Source organism: Gemmiger formicilis (genome assembly GCF_024462815.1).
In the GTDB taxonomy this organism is placed as follows: Bacteria; Bacillota; Clostridia; order Oscillospirales; family Ruminococcaceae; genus Gemmiger.
Window position 1 is genome coordinate 21,418 of sequence record NZ_JANGCG010000021.1, and the last position, 16,961, is coordinate 38,378.

Genomic DNA, 16,961 nt, shown 5'->3' on the forward strand with positions numbered 1-16,961 from the left:
TCCTCCTTTGTCGTGATCCTTGATGCCGTTATGCCGGTTCAGCCGCACTTCTTTTCCACTTCCGAAAACCACGGTAGATAAACCAGCCCAGCGCAAGGATCAATACTACACCGACCACATCGATCCCAATCAAAATCTTCTCCGCCATTGTCTTTGGAGTAGTGAATGTAGAACCAGGCATCAGGCCGTTCATTGCTTTCGAATTCGCCACAGCATACAAAATCCCATGCATGGCTTCCCGGCCATAATGGTAATGGGCCGCATTATCTTTTTCAAAAGTAAATGGAATGGTGCTGCTGTCCGCGTTGGTCAGCTTGGCGTTGCCGCCGGCTTCAATCATCTGGTAGGCGTCCATGAAGGGTCTGGTGTGAGCTGCGTCCGTGATGACGAAACCATGGAAGCCCCACTCCTCCCTCAGCACATTGGTGATCAGCGGATAGCAGCCTCCTGTCCAGGTGCAGCCCAGCCGGTTGAATGAGGTCATGAGGGCTGTAACAGCGGGAAAATCCCTGCTTGCGTTGCGATAGCCGCCATTGCCGTCTTCCTCCACATAGTTCAGTGTGATGGGGTCATTTGTAACGCACATCTCGAAGGGAAGGAGGTAGATCTCGCGGATTGCCTGCTCGTTCGCCCAAGTGGCCAGACCCATCTGAACGTTGCCCGCGCTGTCTGAGCCGTCTCCGCGGTGGTTTTCCTGATCGTTGACCGCAAAATGCTTGATGAAGGTATACATCCCTCTGGACGCGGCGCCTCGGCTGGAGGCGGAGGCCATCATGCCGGAAAGGAAGCTGTCCTCGGAATAATACTCGTTGTTCCGCCCGGAGTAGGGCAGGCGGTGGATGTTCATGGCGGGGGCATACCAGCCCACGCAGCCGCCAGTCAGGGCCTCGTTGCCGATCATTTCACCGTACCGCTGGGCCAGCTCCTGGTTCCAGGTTTGGGCCAGGACGATGCTGCCGCAGTAATTCATGCCGGTTCCGCCCATCAGCAGGCCGGTGGCCGCATCAAAATCCTGGGCATAGGGTTTACCCACGCTGTCCAGCGCGATTGTGCCATAGCCGGATAGAGTGATCATCGTTTGATAATCCTCCGGGGTCAGGTTATCCAGCAGGTCGTTCCAAAGGGGATCGTCATAGTCCCGGCCCCGCAACTCTGCCAGGGTAATACCGTTCTTGGCGTGATACACAGGGGTATCGGTGATGGCCGATACATCCACCGGGCTCAGGGAATCGGTGGACTGGAGCTTGGCCAGTTCATCCGCGCTAACCGTCTTTTTATAAGTATAAGAGCCCCCATCGCTGCCGTTAATCTCATTGCTCCAGGTGGATGCCTGATCGCTGACCTCGCCGTCGGTAGTGGGCCAGGTGCCCTCCCAATCCTGCCGGGTGAGATACTGCAAATCGCCGCGGGCAAAGTCAAACCGATTGGTGATGGACACACCGGTAGGGGTTTGGGTAGAGAATGTATTGGTGTCCAGCGCCATAACGGTGTAAGTGCTGGACAGGTCCGCGTTGCCCTCAGTTGTCATCCCATCTGTGGTGGTATAGCCTTTGGCTGCCAGCACATTGTTAATCGCGTCATGGGCATCGTGGGCGACGGTGATATAGTAGTCGCCGGCATCCAGAATATAGGTTTTGGCGTTCATGTAGTCGTAGGCCTTGAGCTGTTCCCGGTCAAAGGTCACCGCTACCGTCTCGGAATCCCCCGGGGCAAGCAGTTCGGTCTTGCCGAAGCCCACCAGTTGGACGGCGGATTTTTCCACTAAATTCTGCCGGTCATAGTCGGTATACGGGGACTGGATATAGACCTGGACAACGTCTTTGCCCGCTTTGCTGCCGGTGTTTTTCACATCCACCGTAATTGTACAGGTGTCTCCGTTCCAGCTGCTCTTAAAGTTACTCCAATCAAACGTAGTGTAGCTTAGGCCATAGCCGAAGGGATAGAGCACGGTGGAGGCATAGTCATAGCTGCCGGCATTGCCCTGGCCTAAAACCACATCCTCATAGCGGGTTTCGAAATAGCGATAGCCAACATAGATGCCTTCCTTATAGGAGATATAGTTGTAGGCAGTGGGCTGTCCGTTTTCGTCATAGTATTGGAAGTCGCCGTAGTTTGCCGCGGCGGGAGCGCTGGATGCGTCATAGGCAAAGGTGTCCACGGTTTTGCCGGAGGGATTCACTTTGCCGGAAAAGATGTCCGCCAACGCATATAAGCCGTAATTGCCGGCGCTGGGAATGTAGACAATGGACTTGATGTTGGGATAGTCCGCCGTCCAGCCCAACTCCATGGCGGCGGAGCTGTTGACCAGCAGCACCACCTGGTCAAAATTGTCGTTGAGGTACTGGAGGATCTCCAGCTCGGTGGTGTCCGGCTCCAGATAGCTTTTGGCCTTGTCCTCGGGATTGTCCGCATGGTTATACATGGAGCGGGGCATATCCCGGCCTTCTCCGACCCGGCGGCCCCACACAAATACAGGAACAGTACCCTTGGCGCTGTCTAAAAGGCCGGGTTCAGCTTCCAGCACGTCCAAAGGGCACTCGTTGATGGAGAAATCCTCATCCTGGCCGTAATTGAGGGAGCCTACGCCAAGTCCATATCCGCTTCCATTGCCGGATTCATAGAAATTCCAAAGGGTTTCGTTGATCCCAAAGCCGCTTTCTTTAAAAGCTGTTTTCAATGTTGTGCCAGGATCAGTTGGGAATCCCAAGGCCAACAGTGTCTCATAAAGGGAATTGCCCACCAGCTTTAAGGACGAGCGGCCAAAAAAGCTGAAAGTGGTGTCAGTTGAGAACGGCATAACGTCATCATCGTTTTTCAGCAGGACGATCCCTTCCCCGGCAATCTGCTCATTAAGGACCCGTTCCGCTTCAGCCATTTCTTCCGGGGTGAAATCGGCCTTGCTATACTGGAGATCCAGCGACTCGTTGTAGCTGTTGGGTTGCTTAATAGAAATCGTGGTCTTATCACCTAATGTCCCATTGATTACACTTAAATTAGGTCGAATCATCATATTGGCCACAATGACCACCACAAGGATCAATGCCATGAGGATGCTGGAAATGGCCGTGCGGATAATCGGTTTTTTGCGCTTCATGCTATAATCTCCTCTCTCACGATATGATTTTGCTATATTTATATATAGCATAACTCATTCTACTGTTATTCTACTTATTTTTGAATTATAATAAATAGTAACCGCGCAACCTTGCCATTTTACAACGCAACTTTTGGTTTTAGCATTTATAGGACTTGATATAGATTTGAGGTCAAACTTCCATTTTCCCTCCAGCGGCTGGACTTCTCCACCAACCCCGCCTTCACCAAATCATCCAGTGCCCGCTTCACCGTTGAGCGGGACAGGCTCACCCCAGCGGCGATGGTGTTAATTCCCGGCCGGCAGGTATCCTGTTTGCTTGCATGATCCCGGAGGTAGATGAGTACCACCTTGGCCCGTGAGCTTAACTCGTCATCCTGATAGATGGAATCATAGTAATCCCGATGATCTTTCTGCGTCGCTCGCTTGGCTCCAATGCAGGGATCTCCCTCCCTTGCTGTAGCCTTATCGCAAACTTCAAATCCGCAAAATGCTGTAAGGAAGGAAAAATATCCCTTAAAAATCGCGCTTTATTTTGGTTATTCGCTATAAAGCATCATTTCGATTGGGTCTTTTCTTTAATTCTCATGAATATCATTTATTCGCAATTTGCTTTTCGGAATATTCCACAACAAAAAATGAGATAGTCACCCCTTTGATATGAAGCCTGTTTTTATTATCGAAGAATATAAAGAATATGCAAATACGCAGGTAAGAAAATTGACTTCAGAAGAAATACAGAAATATATGTCAGAGCGATAACTTCCAGTTTGTAGCACCCCTGAGGATCGCTTCGGCGGTCCTTTATTTTTATAACGCAAAGATTTACTCCATTTTCTCGGACGGGTTGGTCGACATCAGTTTATAGAGCCTTGTATCCTTCGGAAAGGAATTGGTGAATGGAACAATGTTGCCGGCACAGCGAATCAGCCCGCAGCCTGCAGGGACATTGGTGACGTAGCCCAGCTGGTTATCGGAAATGTTCAGCAGCTTCGCCAGTTCCTCGCGGTCGGTAGCGCTCTGGTTCAGCATCACGAGAAACTCCGAGTTTGCCAGCATCAGGCGGGCGGTGTCGGAGCGCAGCAGTTCGTCCACATTCTGCGTCAGACCGGTCACAAGTCCGTTGTACTTGCGGATGCGTTTCCACAGTTTGTAGTAAAAGTTTGCACTGTACTCATAGCGGAACAAAATGTAAAACTCATCGCAGAAAATCCACGTTCTGCGCCCATTTTTCCAGTTCTGAATCACGCGGTTGTAAATGGCATCCAGCGTCACCAACATACCCAGCGGCATAAGTTGCTCGCCCAATTCGCGGATGTCGTAGGCAATAATCCGCGCCTGCGTGTCCACATTGGTGTGCCGGGCAAAGGTGTTCAGCGTGCCGGCAATGAACAACTCGGACGAAAGCGCCAGCCCCTGCGCTTCGGGTTCTGGCTGCATCTGGAGCAGACGGTAAAAGTCCTGCAATGTGGGAGGGGTGCCTTTATAGCCGTTGCGGATGTAGGGCAGGTACACCTGCTCCGTGCAGCGGCCCAAGATGGATTTTTCTTTTGCAGTCACCATGCCGTCCCCGATGAGCTGTTCAAACAGCGACAGCACAAACTCCGACTTGCTGACGATGGGATTGCGCTCGTCACCGTAGGCGCGATCCATGTCCAGCGCGTTGATGTGGGTATCGGACGTAGCCGAAATGCGGATGACCTCGCCGCCGAGGGCTTCGGTCAGATAGCCGAACTCACTTTCCGGGTCGAGAATGAGAATGTCATCCTCGGTGGAAAGCGCGATCTGCACGATTTCTTCCTTGGCGCTCATGCTCTTGCCGGAGCCGGACACGCCCAAACGGAAGCTGTTGCCGTTGAGCAGCAAGCGGCGGTCTGCCACGATCATGTTCTTGCTGACGGCGTTCTGCCCGTAGTACAAACCGTTCGGCTGCATGATTTCCTGTGCGCGGAACGGAATCAACACAGCGGTGCTTTCTGTGGTAAGGGTGCGCAGGGCTTGGATTTTCCGCAGCCCGTAAGGCAGCACTGTGTCCAGCCCGTCCTTCTGCTGCCAGCGCAGCGTGGAAAGCTGGCACAGGTGCTTACGCGCCGTGGAGTAGAGCGTTTCGGTGTCGCTGTCGAGCTGCTCTTTGCTGTCAGCCAGATGCACCAGCGTCACCAGCCCGAACATCATTCGTTGGTCGCGGGTGGTCAGGTCGTCCAGCATTTCTTTGGTTTCCTTGCGCTGGAGTTCCATATCGTAAGGAACTGTCGCGGTAAAATTGTTGTTGGCGTTCTGGCGGCGCTGCCAGTTGGTGACGTTCGTCTCGATCCCTAACAGCGTGCTTTGCAGCTGGCGGGCAGCTTCGTCTGTCGGCACAGGCAGGATATCGATGGATAACATCAAGTCACGGTCAAGGTCGCAGAGTTCCGACACAAAGCTGTCCTTGATGTAGCTGGCGTAGTCCTGCAAATACAGCACCCTGCCATACCGTGCATCCAACCTGAAATGGTCCACGGCAAATTCCATGCTGTCCGGGCAGAACCAGTCCTTGAAATTCTGACCGCGCTTGGCGTGTTTATGGATGTTGAACTCCGCCGCAGCCTGTTCCCCAGCCTTGAAAAAGTCGCGGAAAATATGCAGGCGCTCGGTCAGCGTCAGTTCGTTTGCCACCGAGGAAAGCTGCGCCAAGTGTGTTACAAGGTCGGTCCCCACGCGGGCAAAGTAGCTGCGTGCCTCGTCTGCATTGCGTTTCACCACGCTCACGGTCAGATAGCGCTCCCGCACAATGCTGTTGCTGGTGCCGGTGACCTGTGCGGTCAGCATCTGGTTGAATTCGTGGCGGTACTCGTCCAAACCGTCATCCTTGTCAGGCAGCAGGACGCTGCGCTCGAACTCAGCCTTGTTGATGCGGCGGTTATAAATCGTGATTTTCGCAGATGCGCCGGAGTCGAGAGCATTCAGCAGTTCCGAGTAATCAAGGAACATACTGGTTTTGTCCTCTTTGCTGGCGATGCCGTAGTTAATGTCGGTGAACGACCATGTTTTGGAATACTGGTTGCCGACTTGGAAAATGCCATCTGCAAAAATGCGGCGGATGGGAATGGCATCCTGTACACTGCGCGGAATACGGAACTTTTCGCGTTCCATCTTCTGCGCTTTCGACAGGGTTTTAATCAAGCATTTTCCTCGCTGTCATGGGTGTTTTTCTTCATAGGCAAACCTCTCTTTCGCTTTATGCCCGCGCGAATGACGGGCTGCATGGCTTCGTAATAGTAACTGTCAGACTTGAACACGAGGCGTTTCGGGCAGAGGATTTCGGACTTGAACCAAGCTCAAAGCACCTGGTCGGCGGTCATGCCGTGGTAGGTAAAAAAGCCGCAGGCGGCAAAGGGTGCGGCACCCAAGATGCACATCCAGCCGATTTCTTCGGTGCCGACATACGGTTGCAAGGCAAAGTAAATGCCCACCGCCACGCCGACCGCCAGCACCGAGCAGATGAACTGCCTCGTATTCAGCCCGAAAAAGATATTTTCGTGGTAGTCGCGGACTTCTTTTGGTATTTTGATTTCCATAATTTTTTCTCCCCCCTTATAATCCCATAATTTCTTTCACGATGCGGTCACAGCCCTTGATGGCTCCCACCAGTACCAGTAGATTAAAAGCCAACTCCCCAACGTAGGTCCATACCGCCGTGACAACGGATGCGCCGGTATCCACAGCGGGCGGGCTGGACGAAATGGCAGAGAAAATGATGCAGGACAAGGCAATCACCACGCCCTGCAAACATACACCTGCGTAACTGCGGATGAAGTTTTTACCCACACTGCTTGTAGGCTCACCCGCGAATGTGGACAGCGGTATCGGTGCAATGGCGGCATACATCCACAGGCTGAACATTCTGCCGTAGACGGTCAGAATCATCGTGAACGACAGCACTGTAATCAGCAGCCCGCCGATTAGCGTAACCGCCCACAGCGGGATGCTATCCCAAAAGCCCACGTTGTTTATGGCGTCGATCAACTCCTGCGGCAGCGATACACTGCTCATACCGGAACTGCCCGATTGGGTAATAATCGTAGACACCATGCCCTGCACGATAGAAAACACCGCCAGCATCAATTCCAGCCCGTAGGTCACCGCGCCTTTTGCCAGCGCAAAGCGGATAAACAATTTCAGCGCGTGTTCCGGCTTTTTGACCTCGACAAAGCTGCCGCAGGTTTTCATAACGCCTACGGCAAAAAACAGCACCAGCAGCCCATAACCGATTGCCTGCAACGCGCCGTGGATGCCTGTCATAACGCCCCAGACCTGCCCGCCTTTGAATGTCTGCGGACTTTCGGTCAGCAGCGACCAGATTTCCGCCAGCTTATCGTTCCATGTGGAGAGCGCGGCGTTTAAGTTGCTGACGATCCATGACTCACCCACAGGGCATCACCGCCTTTCCTCTTGGTGCGGCCCTCACGCGGTGATGAGGTCGAGGATTTCTTTGGCGAACGTGATAACCAGACCGCCCGCCAGCGTCAGGAAACCTTGGCTGCGCTGGCTGGGGTCATGGCTCTGCAAGGACAGGCCGACCTGCACGATGCCCCACCCCAGCAGGATAAGACCCACCGCGCGGATCAGCGAAAAGATGAACGTGGAGAGGTTCTCGACCACGACCAGCGGGTCATCTGCGGCGAACGCGGGCAGGGCAAAAACAATGCCGCACACCATGACGGCGTACAGCGCAAACAAATTGAGAGAAATTTTCACGGATTTTTTGTTATGATTCAGCTTCATGTAGACCTCCGAATCCTTTGTATGGTAGGCTTCATTTCTGCCGCTTCGGCAGGCAGAAAGTCGTCCATATCCAGCAGTTCATAATTTTCGGGTGTGCCGGGCAGATCGTCCAGCGCGTTGTCGGCGGTGGTGTAGTCGTAGGGGGCTGCGCCGCCGTCCTCGGTGCAGCGGATATTCGGGTGCTTGAGCAAGTTATACTTGAAATCCACCACGGGGCGCTCCCCTCGGATAAACAAGATGCACTTGCCGTTGTCCAGCAGCCGCACTTCGTCCGGGGTCATAAGGTCGCGCCCGGATTGCTGGTGGTTGATGCTGTAGCTGCCGCTGCGCCCCTTGCTTTGGTTATAGCTGGTAGTGGAGATGGTTTCTTTCCCCAGCAGTTCCGAAACATACTTGTGGGTTTCTTTTTCGGTGCCTCCAAGGTAGAGAAACTCATCGCACAGACCGACCAGCGATTCCGAATCATCCTTGTACATAGCCTTTAGCTGTGCCATGTTCTGCACGATGATGGAGCAGAAAATGGCGCGGGAACGCATCGTTGCCAATGCCGACAAAAAGGTGTCTTTCGGCAAGGAAATGTTGGCGTACTCGTCCATCAGGCAATGCACCGGCACAGGCAAGCGCCCTTTGTGTACACGGTCGGCCTGTCGATACAGCGTTTGGATAAGCTGGGTGTAGATCATGCCGACCAAGTAATTCAGCGACTTGTCCGAGTCCGGGATACAGCAGAACAGCGCGATTTTGCGCTCGCCCAATTCCGGCAAATGCAGCTCGTCCGTCATTGTCAGCTTGGCGATAGACGGCAGGTTGAATGCAGCAAGGCGCACACCCACACTTACCAAAATCGATTTCGCCGTTTTGCCTGCCGCTTGTTTGAAAATGCGGTACTGCTTACAAGCGATGCTATCGGGTTCACGCATTTCCAAGCGCTCGAACAAGATGTCCAGCGGGGATTGGTAGTTGTCATCATCCTCGTGGACTTCAGCAGCGGCGATCATTTCCATCACCATAGAGAAGTTTTGTTCTTCGGGCGGAGCTTCGTGCAGCAGGTATAGCATGAGGGCTTGGAGCAGGGCAGTTTCGGATTTTTCCCAGAATGGGTCGCTGCTTTTTGAATGTGATGGCGTGGTGTTTTGAATCAGATTTTCAATCAAGGTCAGCACTTCACGGTCATCATGCACATAGACAAATGGGTTATAACAGAACGATGCAGCGGGATTTATGAGGTCAAAAACGATAACTTCATAGCCCTTTTGCTTCAACAAATTCCCGGTCTTACGCAAAATTTCAGCCTTGGGATCTGTAATTACCATAGAGCAGGCACATTCCAGCACATTGGGTACGCCGTAGGTTCTGGTCTTGCCTGCGCCGGAGCCGCCGACAATCAGAATGTTGGTGTTGTGCTTGTGTTTGTAGCCATCTATCCCGATGTGAAAATGCTGGGTCAGCAGCAGATTCGACCCGTGCCTGTCCATGTAGAACTTATTCAGCCGAAACACATCGCCCCAAGCCGCCGAGCCATGCTCCGCACCGGGGCGGGTGTTCTTCTGATTGGTAACTGCCACGATAACCGCTACCGCGTAAATCACCGTAAACACCAGCAAAAAGCGCGGGCTGTCTCTGCTCCACGCCAACGCAAACGGCTCTGCCAGTGCGCTGTTCAGCGCATCCAGCAGAGCCGTTATTTTCATGCCCGGCTTCCAGCGGCAAGCCACCGCCAGCGCCGCCCACCATACAAGTGGCAGTGGCAGCATCCAGACCCACCAAGGGTTCTTTCTTCCCGGCGTGGTGAGTTACCTTTCTTTGCCGCGATAGGGCGGGCGCTTTCTCTGTTCCGCATCCCACGCCAGCCGCTTCTTCCAAAGTTTGGGCAGAGTGCTGGCAATGTCAGGGCTTAGCTTTCCTTGCCGCGGTTGGGGCGTTTCCTCGCGGATACTTTCTCTCAGATAATCCCACTCCCACCTGCATGAAATGTGTTCCAGATAAAACTTATCGTAGCTGTCCAGCCCGCTGATGTCGATGTAGTGCTGTACTTCAAGGCCGAGCAGGTAGCGGTCAAATGCCTGTTCCTGCTTACGGTTCGGATAAAGCAGCACACGCATGATTTCTGCATCCAAGGCTCCAGGGGGTTGCAACAGAGTGGGGTATTTGCGGCGCAGTTCCTCGGCGATACCTTCCTGTGTAAAGTAGGTTGGCAATGCTCTGCCCACAAAGGCAAGGCTTGTCAGATACCCGCAATCTTCCCATTCGGTGTCGTCGAACGGAATCTTGAGCGCAGCAAGCGCATCGGGGTCTTTCAGCGCCTGACGAAAGGCATACTGTCCTTGCAGAATCAGCCAATTTTTGAAATAGTCGAATCGGTCATCCGATGTACCGCCGTTGATGATACAGGCCGCGGCAATCAACTGCGGGCTGTTTGCTATCCTGCGGTATTCCTGCCACGCGCAGTCGAAGCCGACTAATTCATCCGGGGACAGCGTCAAAAGCTGCTTGTACAGGGATTCCCGCAGCGGTTCGCCTTCCAACGCTGGTGCTATGGCTCTGGCGTTGTTGATGACCTCCCAAAACTTATCTTTCGTCATAGGAATGTTCTCTTGCCAGTTCTGCATCTTCTTCACCAGAGCAGTAGCGGCGTGTGGGCGTGGAGCAGCCGCGCGAGGGCATCATCCACCGCATCAGTATAACCGCCCTCTGCCAAGCGCTGGGTGCGCAGTTGGTTGAGAGCCGCTTTTGCCAGATGATACTCTGCCGCCGTCAGCGTCAGTTTGCCGCCTGCAGGCAAATCGTTCACCCGCAGGATGAGCCGTCCGGTCACCTCGGTGCTGCCGCCGTTGGCACGCTGGCCGTAGTAGACATCACCCAGCGCCCGGAGCAAGATGCTCTTGTTGGCATGGTCAAGTTTAACTTTACGTTCTGTCATTGTTTTTGCACCTCCTGTTGTCTACAACATATCCTAAAGGCGCTGTAAAAGCTAGTCCGCACATGAAAACAAACAGAAAACATTTACAGCACCTTTTCTTTGCGCCGGATTTTTACCGGCAGCTTGGGCATACGGTCTTTGGGTGCCTCTGCCCGGTTTCGCAGGTAGGCGGTAATATCCCGCAGCTCCATGCGGACGCTGGGGCGCTCACCCTTGGCTCGAAGCTGATCGGCGCGCGGCGACGGCGAGTTTGCAAAAAATCTGCTGCTGTCGGAGAAAGGCTCGGACGGACTGGCGTTCTCCGAGCCCAGAGGAAAATCCACGGTGGGTGTGTCCTTGTGGTTGGGGGCTGCATTTTCCAAATTCTGCTGCACAGCATCGACCAGTTCTGCCGTGCCGGTGTCCACGACATCCAACTGCAATTTCTCAATGATGCGGTTGGCCTTGGACGCATCGTCCTGCAAAATGGCGATTTCAATGTGGTCGGGATCCATCTTGTCGCGGATGGGACAGAACAGCAAGCCGTGGGATTTTGCCGCACGGGCAAAGGCGCGCATATCATACTTGTCCACCGTGAAAAATTTCAGCGGCTTCTGCTCTTTCAGCAAACGGATTAGGTGCGTTTTGCCGTGGGTCTTTTTACTGTCGTGCAGCACTGCCTGTGCGAAAATAAAGAAGTTTTTCGCAGCGGTGCCGGAGATGCGCAGGGCAAACTCTGCACCCTCCAGCGAGTAGCGGACGACCTGGTCTGCGGGTTCAGAGCCGTAATTCATCTGGCATCACCGGCCTTTTCTTTGGGTGAGGACAAGCGGCTGAACGAATCCACGCCGGGAATAAGCGCAAGGCTGCGCCCGCAGTCCCAATCCACATGGATTTGCCCGGCATCGTCGATACATTCCACCGTGCCCATAGAACCAGGCGGCACGGGGAAATCATCTTCCATGCAACTGAGTTGCAGCCGCGTGCCGGGCGGGTACTTGCGGCGAAGGTGTTCGATGTAGTCTTTGTTTGAATAATTCATATACATCCTTCCTTCTCGAATTATTTGGATTCGGTTCCAAAAAGTGCGTGACATTTTACACTTTTTGGCGTATACTATCATTAAAAGCTGCGGAGGGTTTATTATGCGAATTACCAGAACTGAATACCTGAATAAACTGATTGCGTTTAAGGACAAGCAACTCATCAAGGTCGTAACAGGTATCCGCCGCTGCGGAAAGTCTGTTTTGATGGAAATGTACCAAGATTGGCTGCTGCAGAATGGCGTCGAACAAGACCAAATTATTGCCATCAATTTTGAGGATATGGATTTTGAGGAACTTACCGACTATAGAAAACTGTACGCTTACCTGAAAGACCGTCTTGTTCCCGAAAAGATGACTTACATTTTTCTGGATGAGATACAGCACGTCACGGATTTTCCTAAAGTGATCGACAGCTTGTATATCAAGAAAAATGTAGATATATACGTCACAGGTTCCAATGCCTATATGCTGTCCAGTGAAATAGCCACCCTTATTTCCGGGCGCTATGTGCAAATCGAAATGCTGCCGCTTTCTTTTAAGGAATATATGCAGAGTACCGGCAGTATGGAAGATCGCGGAATAAAATATACCGAATATCTGGAAAACAGCTCCTTTCCCTATGCGCTGGAACTTAAGGGGCATCCGAACAAGATTCGGGATTACTTGGATGGCATTTTCAACACGATCGTCGTAAAAGATATTTTGACACGAAGAAAGATCCTCGATCCGTTGATGTTGAAAAGCGTGCTGCGCTATGTTTTTGACAACATCGGCAGTCCGCTTTCCTCCAAGAAAATCGCAGACACCCTGACATCCGAAGGACGAAAAGTTGATGTAAAGACCGTCGAACGCTATCTTGATGCGCTGACCGAAAGCTACATTATCTATCCCGCACAGCGGTATAATGTCAAGGGTAAGCAGTATCTGAAAACTTTGGGAAAATACTATGTCGTAGATATCGGTATGCGATTTATGCTGCTTGGCAAACGCAATACAGACGCAGGTCATATTCTGGAAAATGTGATTTATCTGGAACTGCTGCGGCGCGGCTATGATGTGTATGTCGGAAAGGTCGATTCTTTTGAGGTCGATTTTGTGGCAATGAACGGCAACAGTACCTTCTATTACCAAGTGGCACTTTCCGTTCGTGATGCGGATACCCTGCAGCGGGAGCTGCGACCCTTACTGTCCATCCGCGACCACTATCCTAAATATATTCTTACGATGGACGATGACCCGGAGGAACAGTATGACGGCATTCGCCGCATCAATGCACGGGATTGGCTGCTAGGTCTTACAGATTAACGTGTTGTAATATCAGGGCGGCGGTCACGCGCGCGTTCCTGTTCTTGTTTTTGCTGTTCGGCGCGGTCACGGCGGGCTTCGGTGAGGTGTTGCTGCACCTCTAGGGAGTGCTCTGCGATTTTGCGGCAGAGCCGTTCCTCTTGGCGAAGCTGTTTTAGGGCGGTGTTGACTTGCTGGATGAGTGGGCTGTCTGGGTTTGTTTTATACAGCGATTTTCTTTCTGCAGTGAGCCGGATAATTTCACCCAGCTTGGCTTGTCGGTAAGTTTCCAGCTGTGCCAACGTGTCAATGTTGTGCTTGGATAAGAATTCCATCTGCCGGATTCTCTGATCCAGCTTATAGGCATCCTGCCGCACGGCATAGCTGGGGCGACGCGGCTTGCGTGGGAGTGCGCCCAACTCATACAGGTATCGGTAGTACAGCGCCCGCAGCCCGGTCAGCTTGCAGCGGGGCTTGCCGCTGCGCAGACGGCCATATTGGACGCGCGGCGAGTTTTCCGCGAAACAGTGGTTAAATTGTGGATAAAGGATGCGCGTTTGGATGGCTTCGGGTGTGTACCGCTTGCCCAGCGTTTTGAAGCGAACAAAGCGCTCTTTTCCGGGTGGGCGCAGAACTGGATACTTGTGCCCCATGCGGACTTCATACCCTTTGCGTTCCAGTGCGCTAAGAAACTGCCGCCATGTAAGGCTCTGCTGAATGGCATCGTCCACATCCTGTCGGATGGCGGTGCGCCATGTGGGCTGACCATTCTTTTCTGCCATCCACTCCGCATAAGGCTTTGCCACATGATTTGAGCTTTCGGTGTCGATGACCGACAGCTTGTATTTTCTGCAAAGTTCATCTGACACCGCGCGAATCTCTGTCACATAGTTTTTATAGTTGCTGCGATACTTTTTGCCATCCACGCAGCTGACCGAGTTCCAGACAATATGGGAATGGATATGCCCGGTGTTCAGGTGGGTGCCGATGACATATTCGTACCGCCCGCCCAGCACACGGTCTGCCAGTTCCTTTGCGATTTGGTGCGCAAGTTCCGGCGTCACTTCGCCGGCGGCAAAGCTCTGTACAAGGTGGTATCCCTGCACACCGCCCAGCTTATGCCAGCGCTCCTTGGTTTGGCGCATATCGGCAAAGGCGGTTTCCAGCGTGCAGGCATACGAGCTTTCAAAGCAGGATTGCTCTGTTTTATCGCGGTTGGCGGCATAATCGAGGGCGTCCTGCAAGGATACAGCCATGGTCTTTTCTTTGTTCATCACATATTTCACCGCCCGATCCAGACGGCGGACAGGGATCACGGATGTGTAAGCCATATTTCATAGAGCCTCCTAGTAGTTTTCTTTTATCTCGCGCCAGACTTCCTTGGCGATGCGCGTCATCTCGTCCACGCTTTGCTGCCCCGCCACGCCCGTGCTGTTGGCGCGGTGCGCAAGCTGGTTTGCGTTGTTGCACAAACCGGAAATTTGCCGCACAAGTTCCGCATGGTGTGTGCAGGGGCGCGGATGGATTTCCTTGCCTAAGATAAGGGAGCGCAAGTATTCCTCGCGGGATAATCCACTTGTTTTGACCTGTTCACAAAGATGGCGGTACTCGCGCTCGTTCAGCCGCAACGGAATCACATGACCGCGTCTGCGCATTGAGGGGGTTTGGGGATCACCCCAAAAGTGCGTTTGGATATCCAAACGCTATGCTTGCAAAACACGACACCCCGCAAAATGGGTCATGACACAAGGTCGTCGCCCTCCGAAACGGCTTTCTTCAAACCGTCCAAGGTCGTCACGATGCGGTTGTATTTCTGTGCCAAACCGATCTGCGCGTTGGTGGTTGCATCCTGATTGCGACTGCAGACCACCAGCATCGGGCAGCGCAGCAGCTTATCCCTCACAATGGCGGTGTATTCGCTGCGTTCCACGGCATCTTCCAGCACCAAATACTGGCTGTCCTGCAATTTGGGGCATACCGGCAGGTAGCCCAGCAGATACACCTCGCGGCAATAGTTGCGCAGGTGTTTGGATGTCGCGCCCTCGCTGGCGCAGATAAAAGCCCAAGGTCGTTTCATTTTCGTGTTTCCTTTCTGAATTTCGGGAGTGAATCAGATTTGATTCACTTTTCGGTATCTCTTGCAAAATAGTGAATCAGTTTTGATTCACTTCGGATTCAAGGGCGGTTTTCAGCCGTTCGGTGCTGCGGCAAAAGTAGGCATCTGACATTTCAATACCGACAGCCTCATAGCCTTCCTGCACAGCGGCCAGCACGGTGGTGCCTGCCCCGGCAAAGGGGTCAAGGATGCGCCCGCCCGGTTCGCAGATCTGCACCACATCCCGCATAAGCTGCAAGGGCTTCTCGGTCACATGGATGCGGTTCTGCGGGTTCGGGTAACGGAACACGCCCGGCAGACACCCAACATTTCTCTCAAGCGGCATTTTGCCGTTGGACCCCCACACAATGTACTCGGACTGCTGGCGGAAGCGTCCTTTCTGCGGGCGACTGGCGACTTTATCCCACACCGCCACGCCACGCCAGGTCCAGCCAGCCCACTGCAGGGCCAGCGTCATGGCGGGCAGCTGCCGCCAATCGATGAACAGACAAACAGGCGCGCCGGGCTTGGCAATGCGGCGGGCATCCTGCAGCCATGCCGCCGTCCAGAACATCCAACTCAGCTGATCCATCTGGTCAGAGTCAAAGTCGGGTAGCGCCTTTTCCTTGCTCATGCTGCTGTACTTTTCGTTGGTGCTGCGGTTCTTGGTGGTCTGGCTGCTGCCGCCGCTGGCATAGGGCGGGTCGGTGATGATGGCATCGAAGCTGTTCGGCACAAACTGGCGGAGGATCTGCAAAGAATCCCCATGCAGGATCGACCAGCGGTCACCGCCGCAGTGTTCGGGCATCCGGAAATCAGGGTTGAGAATGTTGAGCGTTTCGGGAGTGTTCTTCAAAGGCATCTTCCTTTCGTTTTATCGTTCAAAATCATGGGTACGGGGTTCTTTCGGGGGCGGGGTCCGGCTGGCTGTCTGCACAGAAACACGGTCATCTTCGAGTACAAAGCAGTCCTGCGTCCTGTTGTCGAGCTTGGTACCGGGCAGGACAACGGCATTGCCGCGGCAGACTACATTGCCAGAGATTTCGCCATAGATGCGGGTGCTGCCGTCAATGATCGGTGCGCACAAGGTTTGCTCATCCTGCCGAATCACGGCATAACCGCAGACACAGCTTTTTCCCGTGAGCAGTCCGCCGCAGACGATGGCATCATCCTGCACAGTGGCATCCCCCATTACGGTGGCGTTCTTTCCGACATAAGCGCAGCCCTTTGCAACGGCGTGATCTGTAAGGACTGCATCCCCGCAGACAACTGCATTTTCACAGGCGATGGCATCCGCTGAAATCCACGCGCGACCAGCTTGGTCGAGATTATCGCGGCTTTCCACATAGCCGCCGAGCATCCCGGCAAGGACATCCTCGGTTAAGTCCGTCACCGCGCGGATGCGGTGCAGGTTGGGATTGTCGGGATGGGCAATGTCGGTGATCTCGTATTTCTTCATCTGGCATCACCCCGGTCACGCTTGGGCGTAGGGCTGGGCGACAGTTCAGTTTCCACATACTCGGAAACGATGTTGAGTGCTTCGGAGTAGCTTTGACTTGCCGTGACCCTGTCGCACATTTCCTTGGCCTTGTCGCTCTGCCTGGCATTTTTCAGCAGGCGCGAGGCTCGACCCATGATGGCGAAAATGTTGCCGTCCTGCCCAAGCAGCTGCATCTTGGGCTTCTTCGGGCGGTTCAGCAGTTTTTTGAACTCGGTCACATCCAGCACATCGCGTTTCAGTTCAAAATCGTGATCCTGCCAGAAATGGACATACAGCTT

16 protein-coding genes and 2 pseudogenes are annotated in these 16,961 nt (G+C 53.5%); 1 reads left to right on the forward strand and 17 read right to left on the reverse strand.

The window, feature by feature from the left end; genetic code table 11:
* Positions 1-28 precede the first annotated feature (28 nt).
* From NE623_RS12955 to NE623_RS13005, 11 genes and pseudogenes are all read right to left on the reverse strand, one after another.
* A complete protein-coding gene (locus NE623_RS12955) occupies positions 29-3,094 on the reverse strand; it encodes a glycoside hydrolase family 3 N-terminal domain-containing protein (RefSeq protein WP_256273104.1) in 3,066 nt (1,021 codons plus the stop codon).
* A 146-nt stretch (positions 3,095-3,240) separates the two neighbouring features.
* Positions 3,241-3,531, reverse strand: a complete 291-nt coding sequence (locus NE623_RS12960; protein ID WP_256273116.1) for a helix-turn-helix domain-containing protein — start codon at positions 3,529-3,531, stop codon at positions 3,241-3,243.
* 388 nt (positions 3,532-3,919) lie between these two features.
* The gene (locus NE623_RS12965) at positions 3,920-6,256 is read right to left on the reverse strand and encodes a VirB4-like conjugal transfer ATPase, CD1110 family (RefSeq protein ID WP_370866755.1); all 2,337 of its coding nucleotides are present in this window, start codon (positions 6,254-6,256) and stop codon (positions 3,920-3,922) included.
* Positions 6,253-6,651: pseudogene (locus tag NE623_RS12970) on the reverse strand (PrgI family protein). Before NE623_RS12970 ends, NE623_RS12965 begins: the two are co-directional and overlap by 4 nt.
* Before the next feature lie 16 nt (positions 6,652-6,667).
* A complete protein-coding gene (locus NE623_RS12975; protein ID WP_256273105.1) occupies positions 6,668-7,504 on the reverse strand; it encodes a hypothetical protein in 837 nt (278 codons plus the stop codon).
* Positions 7,505-7,537: 33 nt separating this feature from the next.
* Positions 7,538-7,858 carry a formate hydrogenlyase gene (locus NE623_RS12980; RefSeq protein WP_078785305.1) on the reverse strand — a complete coding sequence of 107 codons (321 nt, stop codon included), beginning with the start codon at positions 7,856-7,858 and terminating at the stop codon, positions 7,538-7,540.
* Positions 7,855-9,612 carry a VirD4-like conjugal transfer protein, CD1115 family gene (locus NE623_RS12985; protein WP_256273106.1) on the reverse strand — a complete coding sequence of 586 codons (1,758 nt, stop codon included), beginning with the start codon at positions 9,610-9,612 and terminating at the stop codon, positions 7,855-7,857. The genes NE623_RS12980 and NE623_RS12985 overlap by 4 nt, the downstream gene beginning before the upstream one ends.
* Before the next feature lie 39 nt (positions 9,613-9,651).
* Complete coding sequence (locus tag NE623_RS12990; RefSeq protein ID WP_256273107.1) at positions 9,652-10,440, reverse strand: DUF4240 domain-containing protein; 789 nt, start codon at positions 10,438-10,440, stop codon at positions 9,652-9,654.
* A 32-nt stretch (positions 10,441-10,472) separates the two neighbouring features.
* Positions 10,473-10,778, reverse strand: coding sequence for a hypothetical protein (locus NE623_RS12995; RefSeq protein ID WP_256273108.1), 306 nt, complete (start codon positions 10,776-10,778; stop codon positions 10,473-10,475).
* 83 nt (positions 10,779-10,861) lie between these two features.
* Positions 10,862-11,551: a PcfB family protein gene (locus tag NE623_RS13000; RefSeq protein WP_256273109.1), complete on the reverse strand. Its 690-nt coding sequence runs from the start codon at positions 11,549-11,551 to the stop codon at positions 10,862-10,864.
* The gene (locus tag NE623_RS13005; RefSeq protein ID WP_256273110.1) at positions 11,548-11,799 is read right to left on the reverse strand and encodes a DUF4314 domain-containing protein; all 252 of its coding nucleotides are present in this window, start codon (positions 11,797-11,799) and stop codon (positions 11,548-11,550) included. Before NE623_RS13005 ends, NE623_RS13000 begins: the two co-directional genes overlap by 4 nt.
* A 103-nt stretch (positions 11,800-11,902) precedes the next feature.
* Between NE623_RS13005 and NE623_RS13010 the strand changes: the two genes are divergently transcribed.
* Positions 11,903-13,108 carry an ATP-binding protein gene (locus NE623_RS13010; protein ID WP_256273111.1) on the forward strand — a complete coding sequence of 402 codons (1,206 nt, stop codon included), beginning with the start codon at positions 11,903-11,905 and terminating at the stop codon, positions 13,106-13,108.
* Here the strand turns inward: NE623_RS13010 and NE623_RS13015 are convergent.
* The 6 genes and pseudogenes from NE623_RS13015 to NE623_RS13040 form a co-directional block, all read right to left on the reverse strand.
* A complete protein-coding gene (locus NE623_RS13015) occupies positions 13,105-14,418 on the reverse strand; it encodes a relaxase/mobilization nuclease domain-containing protein (RefSeq protein WP_256273112.1) in 1,314 nt (437 codons plus the stop codon). The genes NE623_RS13010 and NE623_RS13015 overlap by 4 nt on opposite strands.
* Positions 14,419-14,433: 15 nt before the next feature.
* Positions 14,434-14,742 (reverse strand): MobC family plasmid mobilization relaxosome protein, encoded by a 309-nt coding sequence (locus tag NE623_RS13020; RefSeq protein WP_256273113.1) that lies wholly within the window; start codon positions 14,740-14,742, stop codon positions 14,434-14,436.
* Positions 14,743-14,825: 83 nt separating this feature from the next.
* Positions 14,826-15,164 carry a hypothetical protein gene (locus tag NE623_RS13025; RefSeq protein ID WP_078785318.1) on the reverse strand — a complete coding sequence of 113 codons (339 nt, stop codon included), beginning with the start codon at positions 15,162-15,164 and terminating at the stop codon, positions 14,826-14,828.
* A 76-nt stretch (positions 15,165-15,240) separates the two neighbouring features.
* On the reverse strand, positions 15,241-15,990 hold the full coding sequence (locus NE623_RS13030) for a DNA-methyltransferase (RefSeq protein ID WP_442490242.1): 750 nt from the start codon (positions 15,988-15,990) through the stop codon (positions 15,241-15,243).
* A 66-nt stretch (positions 15,991-16,056) separates the two neighbouring features.
* Positions 16,057-16,641, reverse strand: a complete 585-nt coding sequence (locus NE623_RS13035) for a hypothetical protein (protein WP_256273115.1) — start codon at positions 16,639-16,641, stop codon at positions 16,057-16,059.
* A pseudogene (locus NE623_RS13040) lies at positions 16,638-16,961 on the reverse strand (hypothetical protein); the annotation flags it as partial. The pseudogene NE623_RS13040 and the gene NE623_RS13035, both read right to left, overlap by 4 nt.